Source organism: Pseudomonas sp. GW822-FHT02D10, assembly GCF_058802345.1.
Window position 1 is genome coordinate 1 of sequence record NZ_JBXAOB010000024.1, and the last position, 17953, is coordinate 17953.

At 61.5% G+C, this 17953-nt stretch carries 16 protein-coding genes; 4 read left to right on the top strand and 12 right to left on the bottom strand.

Features of this window, described 5'->3' with window-relative positions:
- The 4 genes from AC1RPZ_RS25625 to AC1RPZ_RS25640 form a co-directional block, all read left to right on the top strand.
- Positions 1-162 (top strand): hypothetical protein (locus AC1RPZ_RS25625; protein ID WP_493140544.1); only part of this gene is annotated, 162 nt, incomplete at its 5' end.
- A 71-nt stretch (positions 163-233) separates the two neighbouring features.
- Positions 234-1490 carry a serine hydroxymethyltransferase gene (glyA, locus tag AC1RPZ_RS25630; protein ID WP_493140475.1) on the top strand — a complete coding sequence of 419 codons (1257 nt, stop codon included), beginning with the start codon at positions 234-236 and terminating at the stop codon, positions 1488-1490.
- Positions 1491-1588: 98 nt separating this feature from the next.
- Entirely contained in the window at positions 1589-2572 is a 984-nt protein-coding gene (lipA, locus tag AC1RPZ_RS25635) for a lipoyl synthase (RefSeq protein ID WP_493140477.1), read from the top strand.
- Between the two features lie 219 nt (positions 2573-2791).
- Complete coding sequence (locus tag AC1RPZ_RS25640) at positions 2792-3391, top strand: transglycosylase SLT domain-containing protein (RefSeq protein WP_493140478.1); 600 nt, start codon at positions 2792-2794, stop codon at positions 3389-3391.
- Positions 3392-3393: 2 nt separating this feature from the next.
- On the opposite strand, the gene AC1RPZ_RS25645 is transcribed toward AC1RPZ_RS25640, so the two are convergent.
- The 12 genes from AC1RPZ_RS25645 to AC1RPZ_RS25700 all read right to left on the bottom strand — a co-directional run bounded on the left by AC1RPZ_RS25645 (position 3394) and on the right by AC1RPZ_RS25700 (position 17854).
- On the bottom strand, positions 3394-3573 hold the full coding sequence (locus tag AC1RPZ_RS25645; RefSeq protein ID WP_493140480.1) for a hypothetical protein: 180 nt from the start codon (positions 3571-3573) through the stop codon (positions 3394-3396).
- Between the two features lie 100 nt (positions 3574-3673).
- Positions 3674-4186 (bottom strand): poly-beta-1,6-N-acetyl-D-glucosamine biosynthesis protein PgaD, encoded by a 513-nt coding sequence (gene pgaD / locus AC1RPZ_RS25650; protein WP_493140482.1) that lies wholly within the window; start codon positions 4184-4186, stop codon positions 3674-3676.
- Positions 4183-5538, bottom strand: a complete 1356-nt coding sequence (pgaC, locus tag AC1RPZ_RS25655; protein WP_493140484.1) for a poly-beta-1,6-N-acetyl-D-glucosamine synthase — start codon at positions 5536-5538, stop codon at positions 4183-4185. Before pgaC ends, pgaD begins: the two co-directional genes overlap by 4 nt.
- A 1-nt stretch (position 5539) precedes the next feature.
- On the bottom strand, positions 5540-7540 hold the full coding sequence (gene pgaB / locus AC1RPZ_RS25660) for a poly-beta-1,6-N-acetyl-D-glucosamine N-deacetylase PgaB (RefSeq protein WP_493140485.1): 2001 nt from the start codon (positions 7538-7540) through the stop codon (positions 5540-5542).
- Positions 7541-7552: 12 nt separating this feature from the next.
- Positions 7553-10021: a poly-beta-1,6 N-acetyl-D-glucosamine export porin PgaA gene (gene pgaA, locus AC1RPZ_RS25665; protein WP_493140487.1), complete on the bottom strand. Its 2469-nt coding sequence runs from the start codon at positions 10019-10021 to the stop codon at positions 7553-7555.
- A 267-nt stretch (positions 10022-10288) separates the two neighbouring features.
- Positions 10289-11800 (bottom strand): YdgA family protein, encoded by a 1512-nt coding sequence (locus AC1RPZ_RS25670; RefSeq protein WP_493140489.1) that lies wholly within the window; start codon positions 11798-11800, stop codon positions 10289-10291.
- Between the two features lie 287 nt (positions 11801-12087).
- Complete coding sequence (locus tag AC1RPZ_RS25675) at positions 12088-12723, bottom strand: NADH:ubiquinone oxidoreductase subunit N (protein ID WP_493140490.1); 636 nt, start codon at positions 12721-12723, stop codon at positions 12088-12090.
- 83 nt (positions 12724-12806) lie between these two features.
- Positions 12807-14255, bottom strand: coding sequence for an efflux transporter outer membrane subunit (locus AC1RPZ_RS25680; RefSeq protein WP_493140492.1), 1449 nt, complete (start codon positions 14253-14255; stop codon positions 12807-12809).
- Positions 14252-15142, bottom strand: coding sequence for an efflux RND transporter periplasmic adaptor subunit (locus tag AC1RPZ_RS25685; protein ID WP_493140494.1), 891 nt, complete (start codon positions 15140-15142; stop codon positions 14252-14254). The genes AC1RPZ_RS25680 and AC1RPZ_RS25685 overlap by 4 nt, the downstream gene beginning before the upstream one ends.
- Complete coding sequence (locus AC1RPZ_RS25690) at positions 15139-15348, bottom strand: DUF1656 domain-containing protein (protein WP_017478036.1); 210 nt, start codon at positions 15346-15348, stop codon at positions 15139-15141. Before AC1RPZ_RS25690 ends, AC1RPZ_RS25685 begins: the two co-directional genes overlap by 4 nt.
- Positions 15345-17426, bottom strand: coding sequence for an FUSC family protein (locus AC1RPZ_RS25695; protein ID WP_493140496.1), 2082 nt, complete (start codon positions 17424-17426; stop codon positions 15345-15347). The genes AC1RPZ_RS25690 and AC1RPZ_RS25695 overlap by 4 nt, the downstream gene beginning before the upstream one ends.
- Positions 17423-17854, bottom strand: coding sequence for a MarR family winged helix-turn-helix transcriptional regulator (locus AC1RPZ_RS25700; RefSeq protein ID WP_493140546.1), 432 nt, complete (start codon positions 17852-17854; stop codon positions 17423-17425). Before AC1RPZ_RS25700 ends, AC1RPZ_RS25695 begins: the two co-directional genes overlap by 4 nt.
- Positions 17855-17953 lie beyond the last annotated feature (99 nt).

The following is a 17953-nucleotide window of genomic DNA, read 5'->3' on the forward strand; positions in this document are numbered from 1 at the left end:
GGCGAGTGGACGCACCCGTACAGCCGTGAGCAGGCGGTGTATCCAGTAGCCTCGTTGATCGAAGGCAAGTACTGGCCGCCGGTCGGCCGGGTCGACAACGTGTTTGGCGACCGCAACCTGATCTGCGCCTGCCCGTCGATCGAAAGCTACCAGGACGCCTAAGAACAACACCTGACCCTGTAGCTGCCAAAGGTCAGCCCATTCGCTACCCAAGAACAACAGAGGATTGCACCATGTTCAGCAAGCACGACCAGATCAAAGGCTACGACGATGAACTGCTGGCGGCGATGAATGCCGAGGACGCGCGTCAAGAGCACCACATCGAGCTGATCGCCTCGGAAAACTACACCAGCCAACGAGTGATGGAAGCGCAAGGCAGCGGCCTGACCAACAAGTACGCCGAAGGCTATCCGGGCAAGCGCTACTACGGTGGTTGCGAGCACGTCGACGTGGTCGAGCAGTTGGCCATCGAGCGCGCCAAACAGCTGTTCGGCGCCGACTATGCCAACGTCCAGCCGCACTCCGGCAGCCAGGCCAACGCGGCGGTCTACCTGGCCCTGCTGCAAGCCGGTGACACCGTGCTGGGCATGAGCCTGGCCCACGGCGGTCACCTGACCCACGGCGCCAAAGTCAGTTTTTCCGGCAAGCTGTATAACGCTGTGCAGTACGGCATCGACACTGCGACCGGGCTGATCGATTACGACGAAGTCGAGCGCATGGCGGTCGAACACCAGCCGAAGATGATCATTGCCGGCTTCTCCGCCTACTCCAAAATCCTGGATTTCCCGCGTTTCCGACAGATCGCTGACAAGGTCGGCGCCTATCTGTTTGTGGATATGGCCCACGTTGCGGGGCTGGTGGCTGCCGGTCTGTACCCGAACCCGCTGCCGTACGCCGACGTGGTCACTACCACCACGCACAAGACTTTACGCGGCCCGCGCGGCGGCCTGATTCTGGCCAAGGCCAATCCGGAACTGGAGAAGAAACTCAACGCTGCGGTATTCCCCGGCGGTCAGGGCGGCCCGCTGATGCACGTGATCGCTGCCAAGGCCGTGTGCTTCAAGGAGGCGCTGGAGCCGGGTTTCAAGACGTATCAACAGCACGTGATCGACAACGCCCAGGCCATGGCCGACGTCTTTATCCAGCGTGGCTATGACGTGATTTCCGGCGGTACCGACAACCACCTGTTTCTGGTGAGCCTGATCCGTCAGGGCCTGACCGGCAAAGACGCCGACGCCGCGTTGGGCCGTGCCGGGATCACTGTGAACAAGAACGCCGTGCCGAACGACCCGCAATCGCCGTTCGTGACCTCGGGTCTGCGCATTGGCACCCCGGCGATCACCAGCCGTGGTTTCAAGGTCGCCCAGAGCGTCGAGTTGGCTGGCTGGATCTGCGACATCCTCGATCACCTCGGCGATGCCGATGTCGAGGCGCAGGTCGCCAGACAGGCTGCTGCGATGTGCGCTGACTTCCCGGTCTATCGCGACTGATCCACAAGAGGGACAGGGCAACGCCTTGTCCCTCCTGCCAGCCGGACGACTTGCCACAGGTTGGCCTGGGCCGAACCACCCGCTACAAGGAAAAATACATGGTCACTGTTGTGGAACCGGCCGGCAAAAACCCGGTAAGAGTGGAAGTGGGCGTCAAGCTGCGCGGCGCCGAAAAGGTGGCGCGGATTCCAGTGAAGATCATTCCGAGCGACGAGCTGCCACGCAAACCCGATTGGATTCGCGTGCGCATCCCGGTTTCCCCGGAAGTCGACCGCATCAAGGCCCTGCTACGTAAACACAAGCTGCACAGTGTCTGCGAAGAAGCCTCTTGCCCGAACCTCGGCGAGTGCTTCTCCGGCGGCACTGCGACCTTCATGATCATGGGCGACATCTGCACCCGTCGCTGCCCGTTCTGCGACGTGGGCCACGGTCGTCCGAAGCCACTGGACGTCAACGAACCGGAAAGCCTGGCCATCGCCATCGCCGACCTGAAACTGAAGTACGTGGTGATCACCTCGGTAGACCGCGATGACCTGCGTGACGGCGGTGCCCAGCACTTCGCCGACTGCATCCGCGAAATCCGCAAGTTGTCGCCGAACGTGCAGCTTGAGACCCTGGTCCCGGACTACCGTGGCCGGATGGACGTGGCGCTGGCCATCACCGCCGCCGAGCCGCCGGATGTGTTCAACCACAACCTGGAAACCGTGCCACGCCTGTACAAGGCTGCGCGTCCGGGGTCGGATTACCAGTGGTCGCTGACCCTGCTGCAGAAATTCAAGCAGATGATGCCGCACATTCCGACCAAGTCCGGTTTGATGCTGGGTCTGGGCGAAACCGACGAAGAAGTCATCGAAGTCATGCAGCGCATGCGCGAACACGACATCGACATGCTGACCCTGGGCCAGTACCTGCAACCGTCGCGCAGTCACTTGCCGGTGCAGCGTTTCGTGCACCCGGACACCTTCGCCTGGTTCGCCGAGGAAGGTTACAAGATGGGCTTCAAGAGCGTCGCCTCCGGCCCGCTGGTACGTTCCTCGTACCACGCTGACGAGCAAGTTCGAAGCGCTTTGACCAGCGGTTGATTGTTGCCAGGTCAGAAACAGCGCTACTGACAGAGCACAGTCGTTTAGTTATCGTTGAACACATAAATGCCTCCCGGTACGGAGGCATTTTTTTTTACGATGCCAAGCCCCATGAAAATTCATCACCGTGGGCAAATCCGCAGCCGAATAGTTGATGGCGCGCATGAGTTGGCCCCATCTAATCAAGCAGGGATTGGCTGACGGCCAAGTGAGTGATTTTTGCACGGACGTTTTTTAGTCGTACTCATCGCCTTGGGCTTGTTGGCGGGTTGCTCGACGACACCGCCAAGAGAGCAAAGCAACCTTTGCAGCATCTACCGCCAATACCCGGCCTGGTACGAAGATTCGCTGAAGATGGAGAAGGCCTGGGGCCTGCCGCCCCACGTGGCGATGGCGATCATCAAGCAGGAAAGCAGCTTTGTGCACGATGCCCTGCCCCCTCGCTACTACTTTTTGTGGGTTATTCCCTGGGGACGGGTCAGCTCGGCATACGGCTATGCCCAGGCGCAGGATCCGGTGTGGGGCGAGTACAGGAGCGCGACCGGCAACGGCGGTTCGCGTGACAACTTTGATGACGCGATCATGTTCGTCGGCTGGTACGTCGCCGGCACTCAGCGTCAGCTGGGGGTTTCCAAGTGGGATGCCTACAGCCAGTACCTTGCCTACCATGAAGGACGTGGCGGGTTCAGTCGCCAGAGTTATCTACAGAAACCCTGGTTGGTGCAAGTGGCGCGCAAGGTCAAGCAACAGGCGAAAGATTATGGCTGGCAACTCAGGCAATGCAGGGGCGAATTAGAGAGCAACCGCAGTTGGTGGTAGGGTCATGCTTTAGACGGCTTTTCATCGGCGACGTCCACCTCGCAAGGCTCCTCCTCGTCGTCATCCTCTTGATTGTCGTCGAGAAGAAAGTCCTTGCGAGCTTCAGTAATCGCCCGGCGCATTTCTTCGCCCTTGATCGGGCAGTTGAGCAGTTGGGCAATGCGGTCGATTCGTTGTGTCACGGCTGGCCTCCAACGCACCAGTAATTGGCTTGATAGTGCTCGCTTTCAACGAACGAAGCCAATGCCCTGAACACTCAGACCGCAAACCCTGCGCAAACCCTCACATCGGCTGTGCCCGATCCGCCGATAACATCACCTGCTGTTCCGCCAGCGACGCTGGTGGGTCCAGCTGCTTTTGCGCGTGTGGATCAATGCGCAGAAAACGCGTGACCACCTGGCTGACGTCGCCGGCCTCATCGTTGTGGATAACCATGATCCCCGGATGACGCAGCTGTACCAGCCGTTCGCCGGTCAGCTTGAAACTCTGTTTCAAACCATCGTCGTCAACCACCGGGGCCGGCAAGCGCCGCTGGGCGAAGCTCTTGCTTTTACGCTGCTGGTAACGTGCCCAGCCGATCAGGAGCAGCGCGTTGAGCAGCGCCACCCACAGATAGATTTGCAACGTGCCGAGGGCGTCGAGCATCGACGACTCGACACGCTGCCCCTCTTGGGGATCGAGTAACGGCCTGAGGCCGCGCACCAGCAAATACAGCAAGCCGATCCAGGCCAACACGGTGAAAAAAGCGTCGATGACCACCAGGAATGGCCGTTGACGGGTTCTGATGATGTTCATTGACCGAGCGCCTCTTTATCGTCATCCAGCGGTTTGATGCCACGGTCCGGGCTGACCCAGCGGGCACGTTTCTGATGTTGGCCAAACAGCACTTTGGGGAAGCTGACCAGGGTGGTGAGCAGGCTGATGAACCAGAACACCAGCGGGTACCAGACCACCCAGAACATGGTTTTCCACAGCCCGCGCTCGTAACGACGGTCGATCAGGATGCTGACCGCGAATTGCAGCAGGCAGACCATCGCCAGCAACAACCCGGTGAAGGCCGGTGGCAATAAGTGGTGCACGGCGATTGCGGCCGGCATGTCGACGAACTTGCCCACGACCCAGAAAATCACCGACAGCAAAAAGGTGAAGGCCCAACCGGTGGACAGGCAGTACTCAAACAGCAAGGGCCAGAGGTAGCGATGGCGGTACTGCCAGATGCCGCGGATGTTTTTGAACAGCACTTCGGCGCCGCCCTGGGCCCAGCGCAGACGCTGCTTCCACAACCCGGACAGGGTTTCCGGCATCAGAATCCAGCACAGCGCGCGCGGCTCGTAGAAGATGCTCCAGTGATCCAGTTGCAGTTTCCAGCTGATGTCGATGTCTTCGGTGATCATGTCCGGGCTCCAATAGCCGACCCGATGCAGCGCCGAACGACGGAACGCCACGATCACCCCGGACACAGTGAAAATCCGCCCGAAGACCCGCTGGGTGCGCTTGATCAAACCAATGATCGACGAGAACTCGCCAACCTGAACACGCCCGACCAGCGTCGAACGGGTTCGAATCCGTGGGTTGCCCGTCACCGCGCCGAGCCGGGCGTTGTCGAGCATCGGCGCCACCAGATAGGCCGCCGTATTCGGCGCGAGCAAGGCATCGCCGTCAATGCACACCAGATACTCGCTGCGAGCGGCAATCGCGCCCATGCGCAGTGCCACCGCTTTACCCTGGTTTTGCGCCAGGTGCAGCACCCGCACGCGCGGATCTTCGGCAGCGAGTGCATCGAGGACGGCGGCCGTGTTGTCCTTGGAGCCGTCGTTGATCGCGATCACTTCGATGTTCGGGTAATGCTGGGCCAGCGCGGCGTGAAGGGTATCGGCCGCGTTATCGCCCTCGTTGTAGCAAGGGATCAGGATCGAAATCAGCGGTTCACCGGCCAGCGGCGGTGGCAGCGTGTCGTCCTTCCAGGGCCAGTGGCGCTCCCAGTGCAGCCAGAAATACAGGCCGCCGGCGATCCACAGTCCGGACATGAACAGCGGATAGAAAAACACGAAGTCCATCAAGAATTGCCCGGTGACCAGGAAGATCACGCCCAGGGGAATCCCCAGCACGATCGCCAGAACCAGCAGAGCCAGCAGTCTGTCCAGCATGTTAAGGATTCCACTTGTTGGAGAGTGCAGGACGCACGGTTTTCAGGTCCGGCTGGTTCTCGAGGAAATTGTCCGGGTAGTAACCGAAACTGGTCGCGCCCTGACGTTTGAGGCGACCCATCCAGTCCGCCAGTTGCTCGCCGTTCAGATCGAAGGCGGCATCCTTGCGGGTCCAGTCGCGGGCCTGCAGTTCGAACACCGTGCGGTCCAGCGCACCGGGGCGGGATCGGACGGTCGCCACCAGCGCTTCCAGCCAGGCACCGGATTGCTCGCGGCTCTTGCCTTCCATCAGCGGCATGGCCATCGGCGCAGTCCAGTCGTAGGCGCCAAGGAAGTCGTCGAGGTTCTGCGCGAACCAGGTTTCGCTGGACGGGTTGAGCATCGGTTCAGCGAACAGGTTGCGCGCGGTCTGCACCTGTGGCCCGCGAATGGCACGGACTTTGGCCGTCAGTTCGTGGGTGAAGTCGATCAGGTAGCGGCTCTTGAAACGGCTCCAGCGTCGCAGCGTCGCCGGATCGCCGCGCAAGGCCGCCATCGAGTCAGGCAGGCCGTTCGCGGCGTAGACCTTCAACGCCTGCGGACCGGCATCTTCGAAATCCGAGAGCAGCGCATCGTCGTGGTAGAGGATGCCGTCGACCGAGGTCAGGCGTGCCACGTCTTCGTAGATCTCACCGATGATCCGCCGCACATTCGGGTCGAACGGCGACAAACGTCGGTACTGGCCGGGGTCAACCGAGGTCTGGCCGCTGTCCGGGTTCCACCGCGTCACGCGTGGCAAGGCCGGATCCAGGGCGAAACTCAGCACCGGCATCCAGGCGAAGACTTTGACGTGGGCGCGAGTGCGCAGCTGCCAGGCGACACGGTCAAAAATGTCGGCACGCACCGGCAAATGGCGGTTGGGGAAATACAGCGAGTGCACCAGCCCGTCGCCTTTAGGGTCGGCGAAGGCTTGCAGGAATACCGTGTTGGCGCCCATGTCGGCCATGCGCTGGATCAGCTTGCCGAGGTTGGCATCCTGCTGAACCGGGTCCGGGTCGTAGACGTTATCCAGGTCAACGTGCACCACCCGCATTGGCGCGTCGGATTGCACCGCTACGATGCTGTTGGCGAAATGCTCGCCATCCGGATCGGAAGCCACCAGAAAACGCGGGCTGCTCATCAGGTTGTTCAGTGAATCGAGGCCGTCGTCGAGGGTCAGGGCCATCTGGTAGCCCTCGGAACCGGTCACCTGCAACGCGGTGCCATCCGCCGCGCCATAAGGCCAGACCCACACACGCGGGTTATAGCCGGTGGCCTTGCGGATTTTTTCAGTGATGGTGACCACGTCCTTGCGCAGACGCGCCTGGAAATCGGCTTCCGACTCGTAGCGCCCGGTCGCCGCGTCATAACGACGGGTCGCCGCCGCAGGTTCCAGGTTACCTTGCGGGTTGGCCAGGATGCCCTTGTGGCTGGCGTCGGTGTGAGCGGCGATTTCCACCAGGCCGGACTTCGAGACCTCGGTGATCTGCGCCCAGGTCAGGAAGTCCGAACGCTGGCGCGGGGTGCCCGCGAAGTCCACGGGTTTATCCAGCGGCGTATCGATCCAGACCCCGACCGGTGCCAGCAAAGCGTGCCAGTTATAGGCCCGCAATACCGGCATGACGCGGGTGTAGAAGCTCGAATAGCCGTCGTCGAAGCTCAGCAGAATGGCCTTGGCCGGCAGCTCTGGGCCACCGTTGCGCGCAGCCATGATCTGGTCGACGGTAACGGGTTTGTAGCCGTTCTCGCGCAGCCAGGCGAGCTGCTCGATCAGCCGCTCGGTGCGCACGGCAACAACGGCCTGATCGGGGTCGCGATCTTCGACATCGTGGTAGGCAATGCCCAGCACATGGTTTTTCGGCCAGGGCTTTTCATTGGCCGGTATCGATCGCTGTGACGGCGGCGTGAAGGCTGGGGCTTGCTGGGCGCAAGCGGTGAGCAGCATGACGCCCAGCAGCAGGATGCAGCGTGTGATTCCAGACATGATCAAACTCTTCTAGAAGCGGTAAGTGAGGTCGATGACCAGGCGCAGATCGCTTTCGCGATCGCCGTCATAGGGCCGGTTGAGCCAGCTCAACGCGGCCCCTGCCTCGAACACGTCGTTCCAGCTGACGCGCTGGCCGTAACTGAGCAAACCGACGGCGCCCATGCCGTGGTCGCGCTGGCTGTAGGTCCCCGCACCGGCCTGGAATTGCTGGCTCCAGGCCGTTTCGTAACGGTGATACAGCACGTGGTTGACGCTCACCGTCGGCAACACGCTGAAATCGGATTTCGGGTTGAAATACGGCACGTCTTCATTCTTCGAGTTGTGGCTGCTGCCGACTTCCAGGCCAAGGTCGACGTGCACGCCCGGCGCGCGGTACACGCCTTCGCGACCGGTCAGTAACGCCTCGAGGCGGTTGTTGCCATCGCTGAAGTGCGACGGGCTGACGGCCAGTTTCCACTCGCGACTTTCATTGGCGCGCCAACGGATAAAGCCGCTGCCGCCGTTGGCCGTGACATCGCTGTTCAAGGCCCGCAGCGGCGTGTTCGCCGACAGGTAATCGAGGCTGCCGCCGTACTGCCAGTGATCGTTGATGTCACGGGCCAGCGCTACGCGTGCACCGGTTTTGTCGCCGTAGCCAAACGAGTGATTGGAAACTTCCGCGTCGAGGGTCATGTCGCGGGTCCGCCGTTCGACGCCCAAGCGTTGCCAGCGGTGATAACCGGTGCCTTCCTGAAAGTCGCCGGTGGCGAACCCGGCACCGCCGAACAGCCGCCAGTCCTCATCGATCGGCGGGCTGTAGAGCACGCTTTCAATGCCAAAATCACGAGTCCCGGCCACTGCGCCAGCGCCATTGCTGCCGCCGCCGTAGCTCTTGCCGCCATAGGTTGAAACCCGCAACTCGGCCATGTCATGCACGTCGCGTACGCGTTGCAAACGCTGCACCTGACGGTTATCCGGGACGCGCGCGCCGACGTCGTCGGTCAGCGCATCGAGCTGACGCCACTCCTGCAAATCCAGCGCGGTGTAACCCTGGCTGACTTCCAGGCCGACATCACGCGGCGCCATGCTTTCGGTTTCCTTGAGCTGGGATTCCGCGCGCCGTGGCCAATCGCGAGCGCGGTACAGATCCGCCTGAGCCAGACGCAAACCGACATTGCCGGGCGCCTGATCGACCAGCGCCGCCAGCCGCTGCTCAGCCGAGGGCAAATCGGCGCCGTGGGTACCAGCCTGAGCAGCCAGTTGTTGCGCGTCCATCCATTTGTCGTTGGGATCGCCCACGGGTTGGCCCTTGAGCTCGACCCGTGGTTTCTGGCTCTGTGCCAGGGTCTCGGCGAGCTTGCGCGCCGCCACCGGTTGATCGCTTTCGAGCAGGGCGTAATACAGCGCAGTGCTGTCTTCGAGGCGGTCGCCGGCATCGGCATCGGGCGCTGCCTGCACCTGGCGATACAGATCGACAGCAACCTCGGGCTGACGCTGATCCAGATACGAAGCGGCCACCCAGCGCAGCGCATAGGTCGGAATCTTTGCGCCTTCGCCGATCAACTGCTGGTAGTCACGGATGACCTCAGCGGTGCGCGCACGAGCCTTGAGTGCGCCCATGCGGTCGATGCGCCAGCGCACCACGTCGTCGTGGGCTTGCGCGTCCTGGGTCCAGGTCTTGAGTAATGGGTCGTAATCGGCCAACGCACGGTCGGCGATGACGTAGCGTTCTTTTTCGCTACGCGTGGCCAGTTCCGCCAGACGCACCCGCTCGGCCGCCACATCGCCTTCGATGCGTCGCAACACCGTCGGATCAATCAACCCCGAGCGCTGGCGGACCAGGCGCAAGGCCGGCTCCGGCAAGCGCGCACGTTGCAAGGCGAACACATATTCACGGGCGATATCCGGGTTGTTGCCCGCCCGAAGGAACGCCTGGTCGTATTCGAACAAAGCGTCATAGGTTGCCCCGGCGCGGGTCAAGGCGTACGCCAGCGCCAGCCGGCGGGCCGGATCCTCGGGCCTGGCCGCGACCAGGGCTTTGGCGCGGCTGACGGCCTCTTCAGCTTTGCCGGCGTCGGCCTGGATCAGCGCCAGCCCCAGTTGCAGATCAGCATTGTCGGGCTCAAGCGCCAACGCCTTGCGGTACAGCGCAGAGGCTGAGTCCCAGCGTTGGAGATTGCGATAGGCACGAGCCGTGGCGGTCAGTGCCTGAACCGACAGCACTCGGTTGCGTCCTTGAGTTTCATAGACCTCGACCACTTCGCTATCGAGACCGGCCCAACTGGCGATCTGCAAATGGTCGCTGACCTGGCCGGTCGTCAACTGGCTGTGGGGAACCTGGCGCAGCACGCTCAGCACCGGGCTGTAATTGCCGGCTCGCGCCTGGCGGATCAGGCCGTCGTAGGCGGTATCGGCAAAGGCCAGCGTCGACCAGAGCAATTGGCTGCACAGCGCCATGCGAATCATCGGGCGCAGGTGGGGATGGAGGGTACGCAACATTCGTCAGCTTCCTGTACGAGGAAAGCTGGAGCGATGGGTTCCCCTGAGAAGTACACGTCAGGCGGCCGGTGCCTTATGACCCAGCCAAGCTATCCTGCGATGCAGTTTTCCATGGCGACGAAGGGCACAAGACGAATCCGCATATTTCTTCAGATTCGTCCTACACAGCAAAACGCCCAGTCCATCCGCGAAGGCGAGGGCTGGGCGTTTTGCTGAAGCGGCTGGGCCTGCCGCAACAGTGTTGCGTGGTGCGACGTGGTGTGGTGTTTACTGCACCGCGCCAGCAGTGTTGAGCTTGCTCATCACGAAACCGACGAACTGTTCGACGGTCATTTTCTGGCCGTTGAAGTCCACCTGATTATTGGCGTAGTGCAACCTGGAGACGATGTCGTTGCCGTCCAGCGTCGCCAATTGCGTGCCGACGGCCATGCTGCTGAACATATCGCTGGTCGCGCTGGCTTGCTCCGCAATGGCTTTGGCATCGGTCTGGCCGTCCATCTGCGCCTGCACACTCACAAGGTCGGTGATCATTGGCTTGGAGATCTTCAGATTGAAGTCCAGCAGGGCAATCATTTGCTTGCCCAACTGGTCGGGTGGCAAGTCCAGCGATGTTGGCTTGGTCAGGTCAATCACCAGGCTGGTGCGGCTTACGCCATTCGGGGTGGTGAACGAAAAGTTCTCCAGCGCGACTTGTGGCTGGGCGGCCAGTAGTGTCTCCAGACCCGCCTTGACCTGCGCCTGTTCGGCATCGGTCAGGTTCAGCTCGGGCGCCGGTTCACCCGCTGCGGCAGCAGCAGCGGCCGCCGCTTCGTACGGTTGCAGTTTGCTCTGGTAGATCTGCACCAGCGACAGCGTCGACGGGATATCGAGGTTTTTCATGCTCCAGGCCATTTGCGCGGAGCCGAGGGCTTTGTCGTTGAGGGCGATTTCGCCAATCTTGTAATCGGCACGACCGGCTGCGTTAGTCCCTGACTCGGTGGTGGAACTCTTCATTTCAGTGTTCTTGAAGGTCATCACCGACTGTTTGTCACCAAAGGTGGTTTTGGTGCTGGTCAGCTCGACGACGTTTTCCCCCAGGTAGTAGCCATAGCTGCTTTTGCTGAGGTTGCTGGCCAGGGTCAGCCCATTCAATTCGACTTTCACCGGGGACTGATCTTCGGCAATGCTGGTCAGCGTGAGGCTGTCCATGTAACCGTTGGCTTTGACCTTCTGAGCCTGGGCGCTGGCCGACACGTCGAGGTTCAGACCGGAAAATTTCAGCGTGGACTTGTCGTCCAGTGCCGTGTCGACGGGCAGCAGTTCAAGGTTGCCGCTGGTGGCACGGTCATAGCCGATGTTGACCACACCCTTGAGTGGAGACGCATCCTTGGTGGCGGCGAACCACTTTTCGGTCGTCGGGGTCTTTTCCAGCGAGTAGTGACTGGTGGCCAAAACCGGCAACCATTTCAGCGAAACCAGACGCGAGAATGGCAGCGGGCCGTGTTCGATGTGGTCAACGAACAGCAGCTCTACGCCTTCAGGGTTCTCGCCGAACATTTCGCCCTGGCCCTTGAGGCGGTAGTGCGCGGTGCTGCTGAACAACTGGCGATCCAGCGACACCAGTTCCAGGGTCGCGGAGCCCTTGGAACCGACCATCGCTGTTTGCAGCTCTTTGTTGGCGTCGGCGATCGAGGTTTGCAGCACCCCTTCCAGTTTTGTGCCGGTGTACCAGGCACCACCGGCACTGATTGCACCGATGGCAACTACGATTCCCAGAAGCACGCCTGCTGATTTATTCATGAATGACCCGATCGATGTCCGTTGTTGAAAGTGTCGTCGTCTTCCCTGAACCCTCGACGGGTTGCGGCTCGACTCCGCTAAAAGTGGGATGAGATTAGCATTTGCGCCGTGGAGCGGCCCAATGATTAAAGGTGAAAGAGTGTCTATGGAGCGCGGGGGACGGGATCTTCGTTGATCACTCGATCGCCATCGCGAGCAAGCTCGCTCCCACAGGGGATTTGCGTTGATCACAGATCCAATGTGGGAGCGAGCTTGCTCGCGATGGCGGCAGTCCTGCCAACATCGATTCAGGAATACTGCACTTCGATCTCATCCAACTGATGATCAAAGCTTTTCAGCCGCGCGGTCCACGTATAGACCAGCACTTCAAAATCCCGATTGATCACCGCGCCATTGGGTGATTCCGAGCGCGGGTCGCAGAAATCCAGTTGATAGCGCTCGCGGGCCATGGCATTGGCCACGTCGGAGAGTTCGCGGGCATTGTTCAGCCAGTGCCAACCTTCGTCGGTGATCTGTTTGTCGAGGGCCAGGCATTGGGTTTTCAGAGCTTCGAGGCTTTTTTCCAGCGGTGTGCCGGTGAGTTCGCCCATGACTTCCTGAAAGGTGCGCCCCGGTTGCCAGTAACTGCCCCAGAAATACCGGTCAAACACCGTTTCAACCCGACGCAACGCGACCTTGGTATCCCAGATCATCACCAGGGTCTTGCCTTGTTCGAGTTGTTTTTTCTTGATCCGCTGGGTTTGCAGCGAAGCCCAAGCGACGACCGTGATCGACAGCACACCGATCAGCGCACTGGCACTGTCGAGAAAGACCAAAGCCTTATCGAGCTGGTGCGCCAGCATCACGCCATAAAAATACGTAGCCGAGAGCAGCACCAGCGCGGCAATAGCGCACCAGAAGCCGGGAGCATAAGGGTTTTTCATTATTGGAATCCCCATGACCAATGCGAGCCTTGACCGCCGGATCCGCCCACGCGGACCCGACATGTAAAAGCATAGCAACGGCCTCAGGGTTTCGTTGGCTGTGAACCTTGCGTTCGTCCGCTTTCCCAACCGCCACCCAGCGCGAGGAACAAATCGATCTGGCTCATGGCGACCTGAGTATTGGCGCTCGCCACCTGTGCACGCACGTCGGTGTAGGTGCGGGTCGCCTGCAAATCGGCCAGAAACGACGCCCGGCCGGCCAGGAAGAAGCGGTGAGTCTGATCCGCCGCCTGTTGCGCCGACTGTTCGGCATCGACCAAGGCATCGCGGCGCTGCAGCAGTGCGGAATACTGCGCCAGACCGGTCTGGGTTTCGCGAATCGCGTTCAACACCACCCCGTCAAAGTGCGCCAGCGCGCCTTGGGTTGCCGCTTCGGCCTCACGCACCCGCGCCCGGGAGCCGTTGGACGGCACCGTCCAGGTCAGCAACGGGCCGAAGCCCCAGCGATTGGTTTGCGGTTGACCCAGGTGATCGAGAATACCGACGGTGCCGACGGTCGCGCCGATGCTGATGTCCGGGTACAGCTGACCGGTGGCGACACCGATGTCCGCCGTCGCGGCCGCCAGTCGGCGTTCGGCCTGACGCACATCCGGTCGCCGCTTGAGCAACGTGGCACCGTCACCGACCGGGAACAATTGCGCAATCTTTGGCAGTTCATTGCAGCTGCTGGTGCCGGCGGGTAACTGGTCCAGCGGTTTGGCCAGCAGCATCGACAAACGGAACAACCCGGCCTGACGCGCGGCTTCATAACGCGGCAGATCGGCGCGCAAGGATTTGAATTGGGTTTGCGAACGGGTGACCTGGGTTTCGTCACCGCGTCCGGCATCGCGCAGCCGCTGAATCAGCGCGGTGCTCTGGCCTTGCAGGTCCAATGAATGCTCGGCGATTTCGCGCTCTTCGTTGGCCGCGCACACTTGGGTGTAGGCCCGCACCACCTCGGCGACCACGCTGATTCGCGCAGTGTCCGCTGCGGCTTGGGTCGCGTCGGCGTTGGCCTTGGCCGCTTCGATTCCGCGTTGCAAGGTGCCGAACAGGTCAAACTGATAGGACGTGCTGAAAGCGATGTCACCGACGTTGGCCACCGGAACCTTTTCCGGTATCAGAAACGCCTCACCGGACTCCTGCAGGCGCTGGGCGCCGACCTTCACGCCACCGCTCCAGCCGCCTGCAGACTCGGCCTCTTCAACTTGGGTGCGGGCACGGGACAAGTTGGCCGCCGCCACCCGCAAATCGGTGTTGGTGGCCATGGCCTGGCGCACCAGCTCATCCAGACGCCGATCCTGGTACAACCGCCACCAGTCGCCCGGCACCGGCGCCGACACCACGTTTTGACCGTGCGCGCTCAGATCGCCCTGAAAGTCCTCGCGGTGCACCGCCGCTTCCTTGGGCAAGTGATAATCCGGGCCGACTACCTGACAGGCCGACAGCAACACGCCGAGCCCGACTGTCGCTAAACAGGCGGCCGCTTTCATTGCGCTGGCTCCTGCTCAGGCTTGTCGCCGATGATTGACACGGTCGCGGTACGCCCGGCGATCATGCGGAAATCTGCCGGCACGTCATCGAAGGCAATCCGCACCGGAATCCGCTGCGCCAGACGCACCCAGCTGAACGCCGGGTTAACGTTGGGCAGCAGGTTCGAACCGCTGCTGCGGTCGCGGTCTTCGATGCCGGCGACGATGCTTTCGACATGCCCGTGCAACCGCGCACGGTCGCCGATCACGCGGATATCGACGCCCTGGCCGACATGAATGCCGTCGAGTTTGGTCTCTTCGAAATAGCCATCGATGTGGAAGGAATTGCTGTCCACCACTGACAACACCGGCCGCCCAGCCGTGACAAACTCCTGGGCACGCGGCGCACGGTCGTTGACGTAACCGTCCACCGGGCTGCGGATCACCGAACGGTCGAGGTTGAGTTGGGCACTGTCCACCGACACTTGAGCCTCGGACAACGCCACTTCGGCGCGGGCCACCCGCGACTGGCTTTCTTCGAGTTGCTCGCCCGGCACCAGATTGCCCAGGCCACGGTTACGCTTGGCTTCACGCTGCGCTTGCGCCAGGGTTTCCTGACGGTCGGCGACCGCCGCCTTGGCCTGGCGCAGCGCCAGTTTGAAGCGGTCCTGGTCGATGCTGAACAGCACCTGGCCGCGCTTCACCAGCTGGTTGTCGCGCACTTCGACTTGCTGGATCAGCCCGGAAACGTCCGGGGCGATCTGTACAATATCCGCACGAATGTGCCCGTCGCGGGTCCACGGAGCGAACATGTAATACATCACCATGCGCCAGACCACGACGACCGCGAAGGCCACCACCAACAGGGTCAACACCACACGGCCAAGGGTAAAAATAGGTTTTTTCATGTCATCAGGTATCGACTGAGTGAGTCCACGGCGCCGAGCAGCAAGGCGTAAAGACCAACGTTGAACAATGCCCGGTGCCAGACCAGACGATAAAAGTGCAGGCGCGTCAGTAACCCGTGCACCACCAGGTACAGCACGTACGTAATGCCCATCAGCACCAGCAACGTGGGCAGGAATACCCCGCTGATGTCCAGATCACCGATCATAAAGGCGCTCCATCGATACCATGCGGAAGTGGTTCTTCGGTCTCGCCGCCGCCGATAAATTCCACGCCTGGCAACAACGCCAGACGCAGACCGGCGAGGGCGTGCAGCAAGTGCAGGCGGGTTTCACCGTCACCTTGCAGGCCTTGGCCATTGAGTGCGCGCCGAGTGCGATCCAGGGTCATCAGCAACGGTGCCGGGGCCGGCAAGCGTTCACCAGCCTTCAAACACGCCTTGAAGTACTCGCCGACCTCGGCCACCACCTGACGCAGCAAGACGTTTGGCACCCCTTGCACCCGTGGCGCGTATGCCAGCAAATCAAGCAGGTTCAGCCCCACGCGCACTTCGCGCAGCGCGATTCCGGTGTCTTGACCGGTCATCGCCAGGCGCGGCAAATGCTGCATCAGCCGATCAAGCATCCGTACGCCCAGGTGTCGGTGTTCGGCGAGGTTCGCCGGCTCGGTCATGTCGACGATGTCGCGCCAGCTGAAACGGGTCAGGCGCTTGGCCGCCAGCTCCGAACCGAAGGGGCGCGCCACCAGGGTCCAGATGAAGGCAAACAACAAGCCGATGGGCCCGGCGAGGTTGGAGTTGGCGAAGCTCAAAAAGTCCGCGTCGTAGGCGCCCTGGATGCTGATAAACGACGAGGTGTTGACGATGGTCAGCAACATGCCGAGGTAAAACCGCGGGTTTACGGTCAGGGTGCCGACGCAGATAAACGGTATGGCGAATGCGAGCACCAGCATCGGGAAGTCATGCAGGTTCGGCAGGATCAAAAACAGGTAGAGGCTGGCGAACAGCACCGACATCGCAGTCCAGAAAAAGAACCGGTAAATCTGCGGCGCCGGGTCGTCCATCGCCGCAAAAAAGCTGCACGCCACCGCCGCCAGAATCACCGCGCTGCCACCGTCGGTCCAGCCGAGCAGAATCCACAATACCGAGGCGACAATGATCGCCAGCACGGTCGACGCTGCCGAATAGAGCATCAGGCCACGGTCGAGAAAAGGCGTCAGCCGGCCCAACCGCCAATGGCGGTAGACCGCGCGCCAGTTGTCCTGGCTGTCGGTATGAATCGCCTCTTGCAGGCTGCGCAAGTCTTGCCACAAATCGATCCACTCACCGAGGCGATACAGCGCGTTGGAAAACAGCAGTTGCTTGCGATCGTCCAGCGCCTCGGCACTCGGTTGCAGGGCTTCGAGCTGATGACGCAGCGTTTGCCAGTGCTCGACCGAAGCGTCTGTACGGTCGAGCCATTCAACGGTCGCGGCCAGCAGCGGCGCGAACTTATCCACAAGCTCGGGCGTGCGTCGTTGCAAGGCGTACAGCGCATCGTCCAGCGCATCGACCACCGGCAGCAGGTGAATCATCCGCCCGCGCAGTTCTTTGGTGTTGCGCACGGTTTGCGGTCGAGCACCTTCGTGGGGCAACTGGCCGATCATCATTTCAAGGGAGTTGAAGGTCGCGACCATCGATGCGCGCAAGGCGCTGACCTCGTTGGGCTGCACGTTGCGGGTCAGGAAGCGCTGGCTGTAGGTCACCGCGTCGCTGAACCACTTGCTCACCGCACCATCGAACACCGGCGCCAGCCGCCGTGGCCAGAACAGACTGCCGACCACCGCCGCGCAAACGATGCCGAGAAAAATCTCTTCGGTCCGCGCTTCCGCCACATCCCATATCGCCAATGGGTTATCCACCACCGGCAGGGCGATCAGCGGCAAGGTGTAACCGGCGAGCATCAGCGCGTAGTTATTGGCGGTGCGCAAATGCATCGACAGAAACAGCAGGATGCCAGTCCACAGCGCAATAACCACCACCAGCACGTACGGGCTCTGGACGAACATCGGCACAAACAGCAACGCCGCTGCCGCGCCGGTCAAGGTGCCGATAGCGCGGTACAACGCCTTGGAACTGGTCGGCCCGACGAACGGGCTGGAAACGATGTACACCGTGGCCATCGCCCAATACGGACGCGGCATTTGCATCAACATGGCGATGTACAGCGCAATCATCGACGCAGCGAAGGTGCGCACGCCGTAAAACCAGTCACGGGCCGGCGGCATGCCGCTAAAAAATCCGCTCAAGATGGAGTCACCGGTAACTGCTGCTCCGCTGTCTCGAACGCGCGAATTACCCGCAGCGCCGCCTCCAGATCCACCGGATCAATGCCTTCGAGCACCACGCGGCGCAACCGCACCAACTCGGCTTCCACCGCTTGCACCAACTCACGGCCAGTATCGGTCAGGCTCAGGCACTTGGCACGACGATCAAGGGGATCTTCGGTGCGGCAGACATACCCGGCCTGGCACAGTTGATCGAGCAGACGCACCAGCGACGGGCTCTCCATCCCCGCCGCCTGCGCCACCGTCACCTGCCGCACACCCTCGCCCAGACGCCCAATCATCAACAACGGGACCGCGCAGGCTTCGGAAATGCCGTAGTTGACCAGCGTGGTCTGGCAGATTTTGCGCCAATGCCGCGCGGCCACCACCATGGCACTGCTGATGTTCATCTGAAGGGCGTCGAGGGTCTGGGGCACAGGAGAATTCGCACACTGTTAGTTTGCTAACTATCAATATGGCATTGGAGGGGAAATTCAGTCAAGTTTTGA

What these genes read in the sequence shown, in the direction of transcription:
- glyA (WP_493140475.1), top strand. Translation starts at nt 234, where the DNA reads ATGTTCAGCAAGCACGACCAGATCAAAGGCTACGACGATGAACTGCTG.
- lipA (WP_493140477.1), top strand. Translation starts at nt 1,589, where the DNA reads ATGGTCACTGTTGTGGAACCGGCCGGCAAAAACCCGGTAAGAGTGGAA.
- pgaD (WP_493140482.1), bottom strand. Translation starts at nt 4,186, where the DNA reads ATGAACATCATCAGAACCCGTCAACGGCCATTCCTGGTGGTCATCGAC.
- pgaC (WP_493140484.1), bottom strand. Translation starts at nt 5,538, where the DNA reads ATGCTGGACAGACTGCTGGCTCTGCTGGTTCTGGCGATCGTGCTGGGG.
- pgaB (WP_493140485.1), bottom strand. Translation starts at nt 7,540, where the DNA reads ATGTCTGGAATCACACGCTGCATCCTGCTGCTGGGCGTCATGCTGCTC.
- pgaA (WP_493140487.1), bottom strand. Translation starts at nt 10,021, where the DNA reads ATGTTGCGTACCCTCCATCCCCACCTGCGCCCGATGATTCGCATGGCG.
- AC1RPZ_RS25670 (WP_493140489.1), bottom strand. Translation starts at nt 11,800, where the DNA reads ATGAATAAATCAGCAGGCGTGCTTCTGGGAATCGTAGTTGCCATCGGT.
- AC1RPZ_RS25675 (WP_493140490.1), bottom strand. Translation starts at nt 12,723, where the DNA reads ATGAAAAACCCTTATGCTCCCGGCTTCTGGTGCGCTATTGCCGCGCTG.
- AC1RPZ_RS25680 (WP_493140492.1), bottom strand. Translation starts at nt 14,255, where the DNA reads ATGAAAGCGGCCGCCTGTTTAGCGACAGTCGGGCTCGGCGTGTTGCTG.
- AC1RPZ_RS25685 (WP_493140494.1), bottom strand. Translation starts at nt 15,142, where the DNA reads ATGAAAAAACCTATTTTTACCCTTGGCCGTGTGGTGTTGACCCTGTTG.
- AC1RPZ_RS25690 (WP_017478036.1), bottom strand. Translation starts at nt 15,348, where the DNA reads ATGATCGGTGATCTGGACATCAGCGGGGTATTCCTGCCCACGTTGCTG.
- AC1RPZ_RS25700 (WP_493140546.1), bottom strand. Translation starts at nt 17,854, where the DNA reads ATGAACATCAGCAGTGCCATGGTGGTGGCCGCGCGGCATTGGCGCAAA.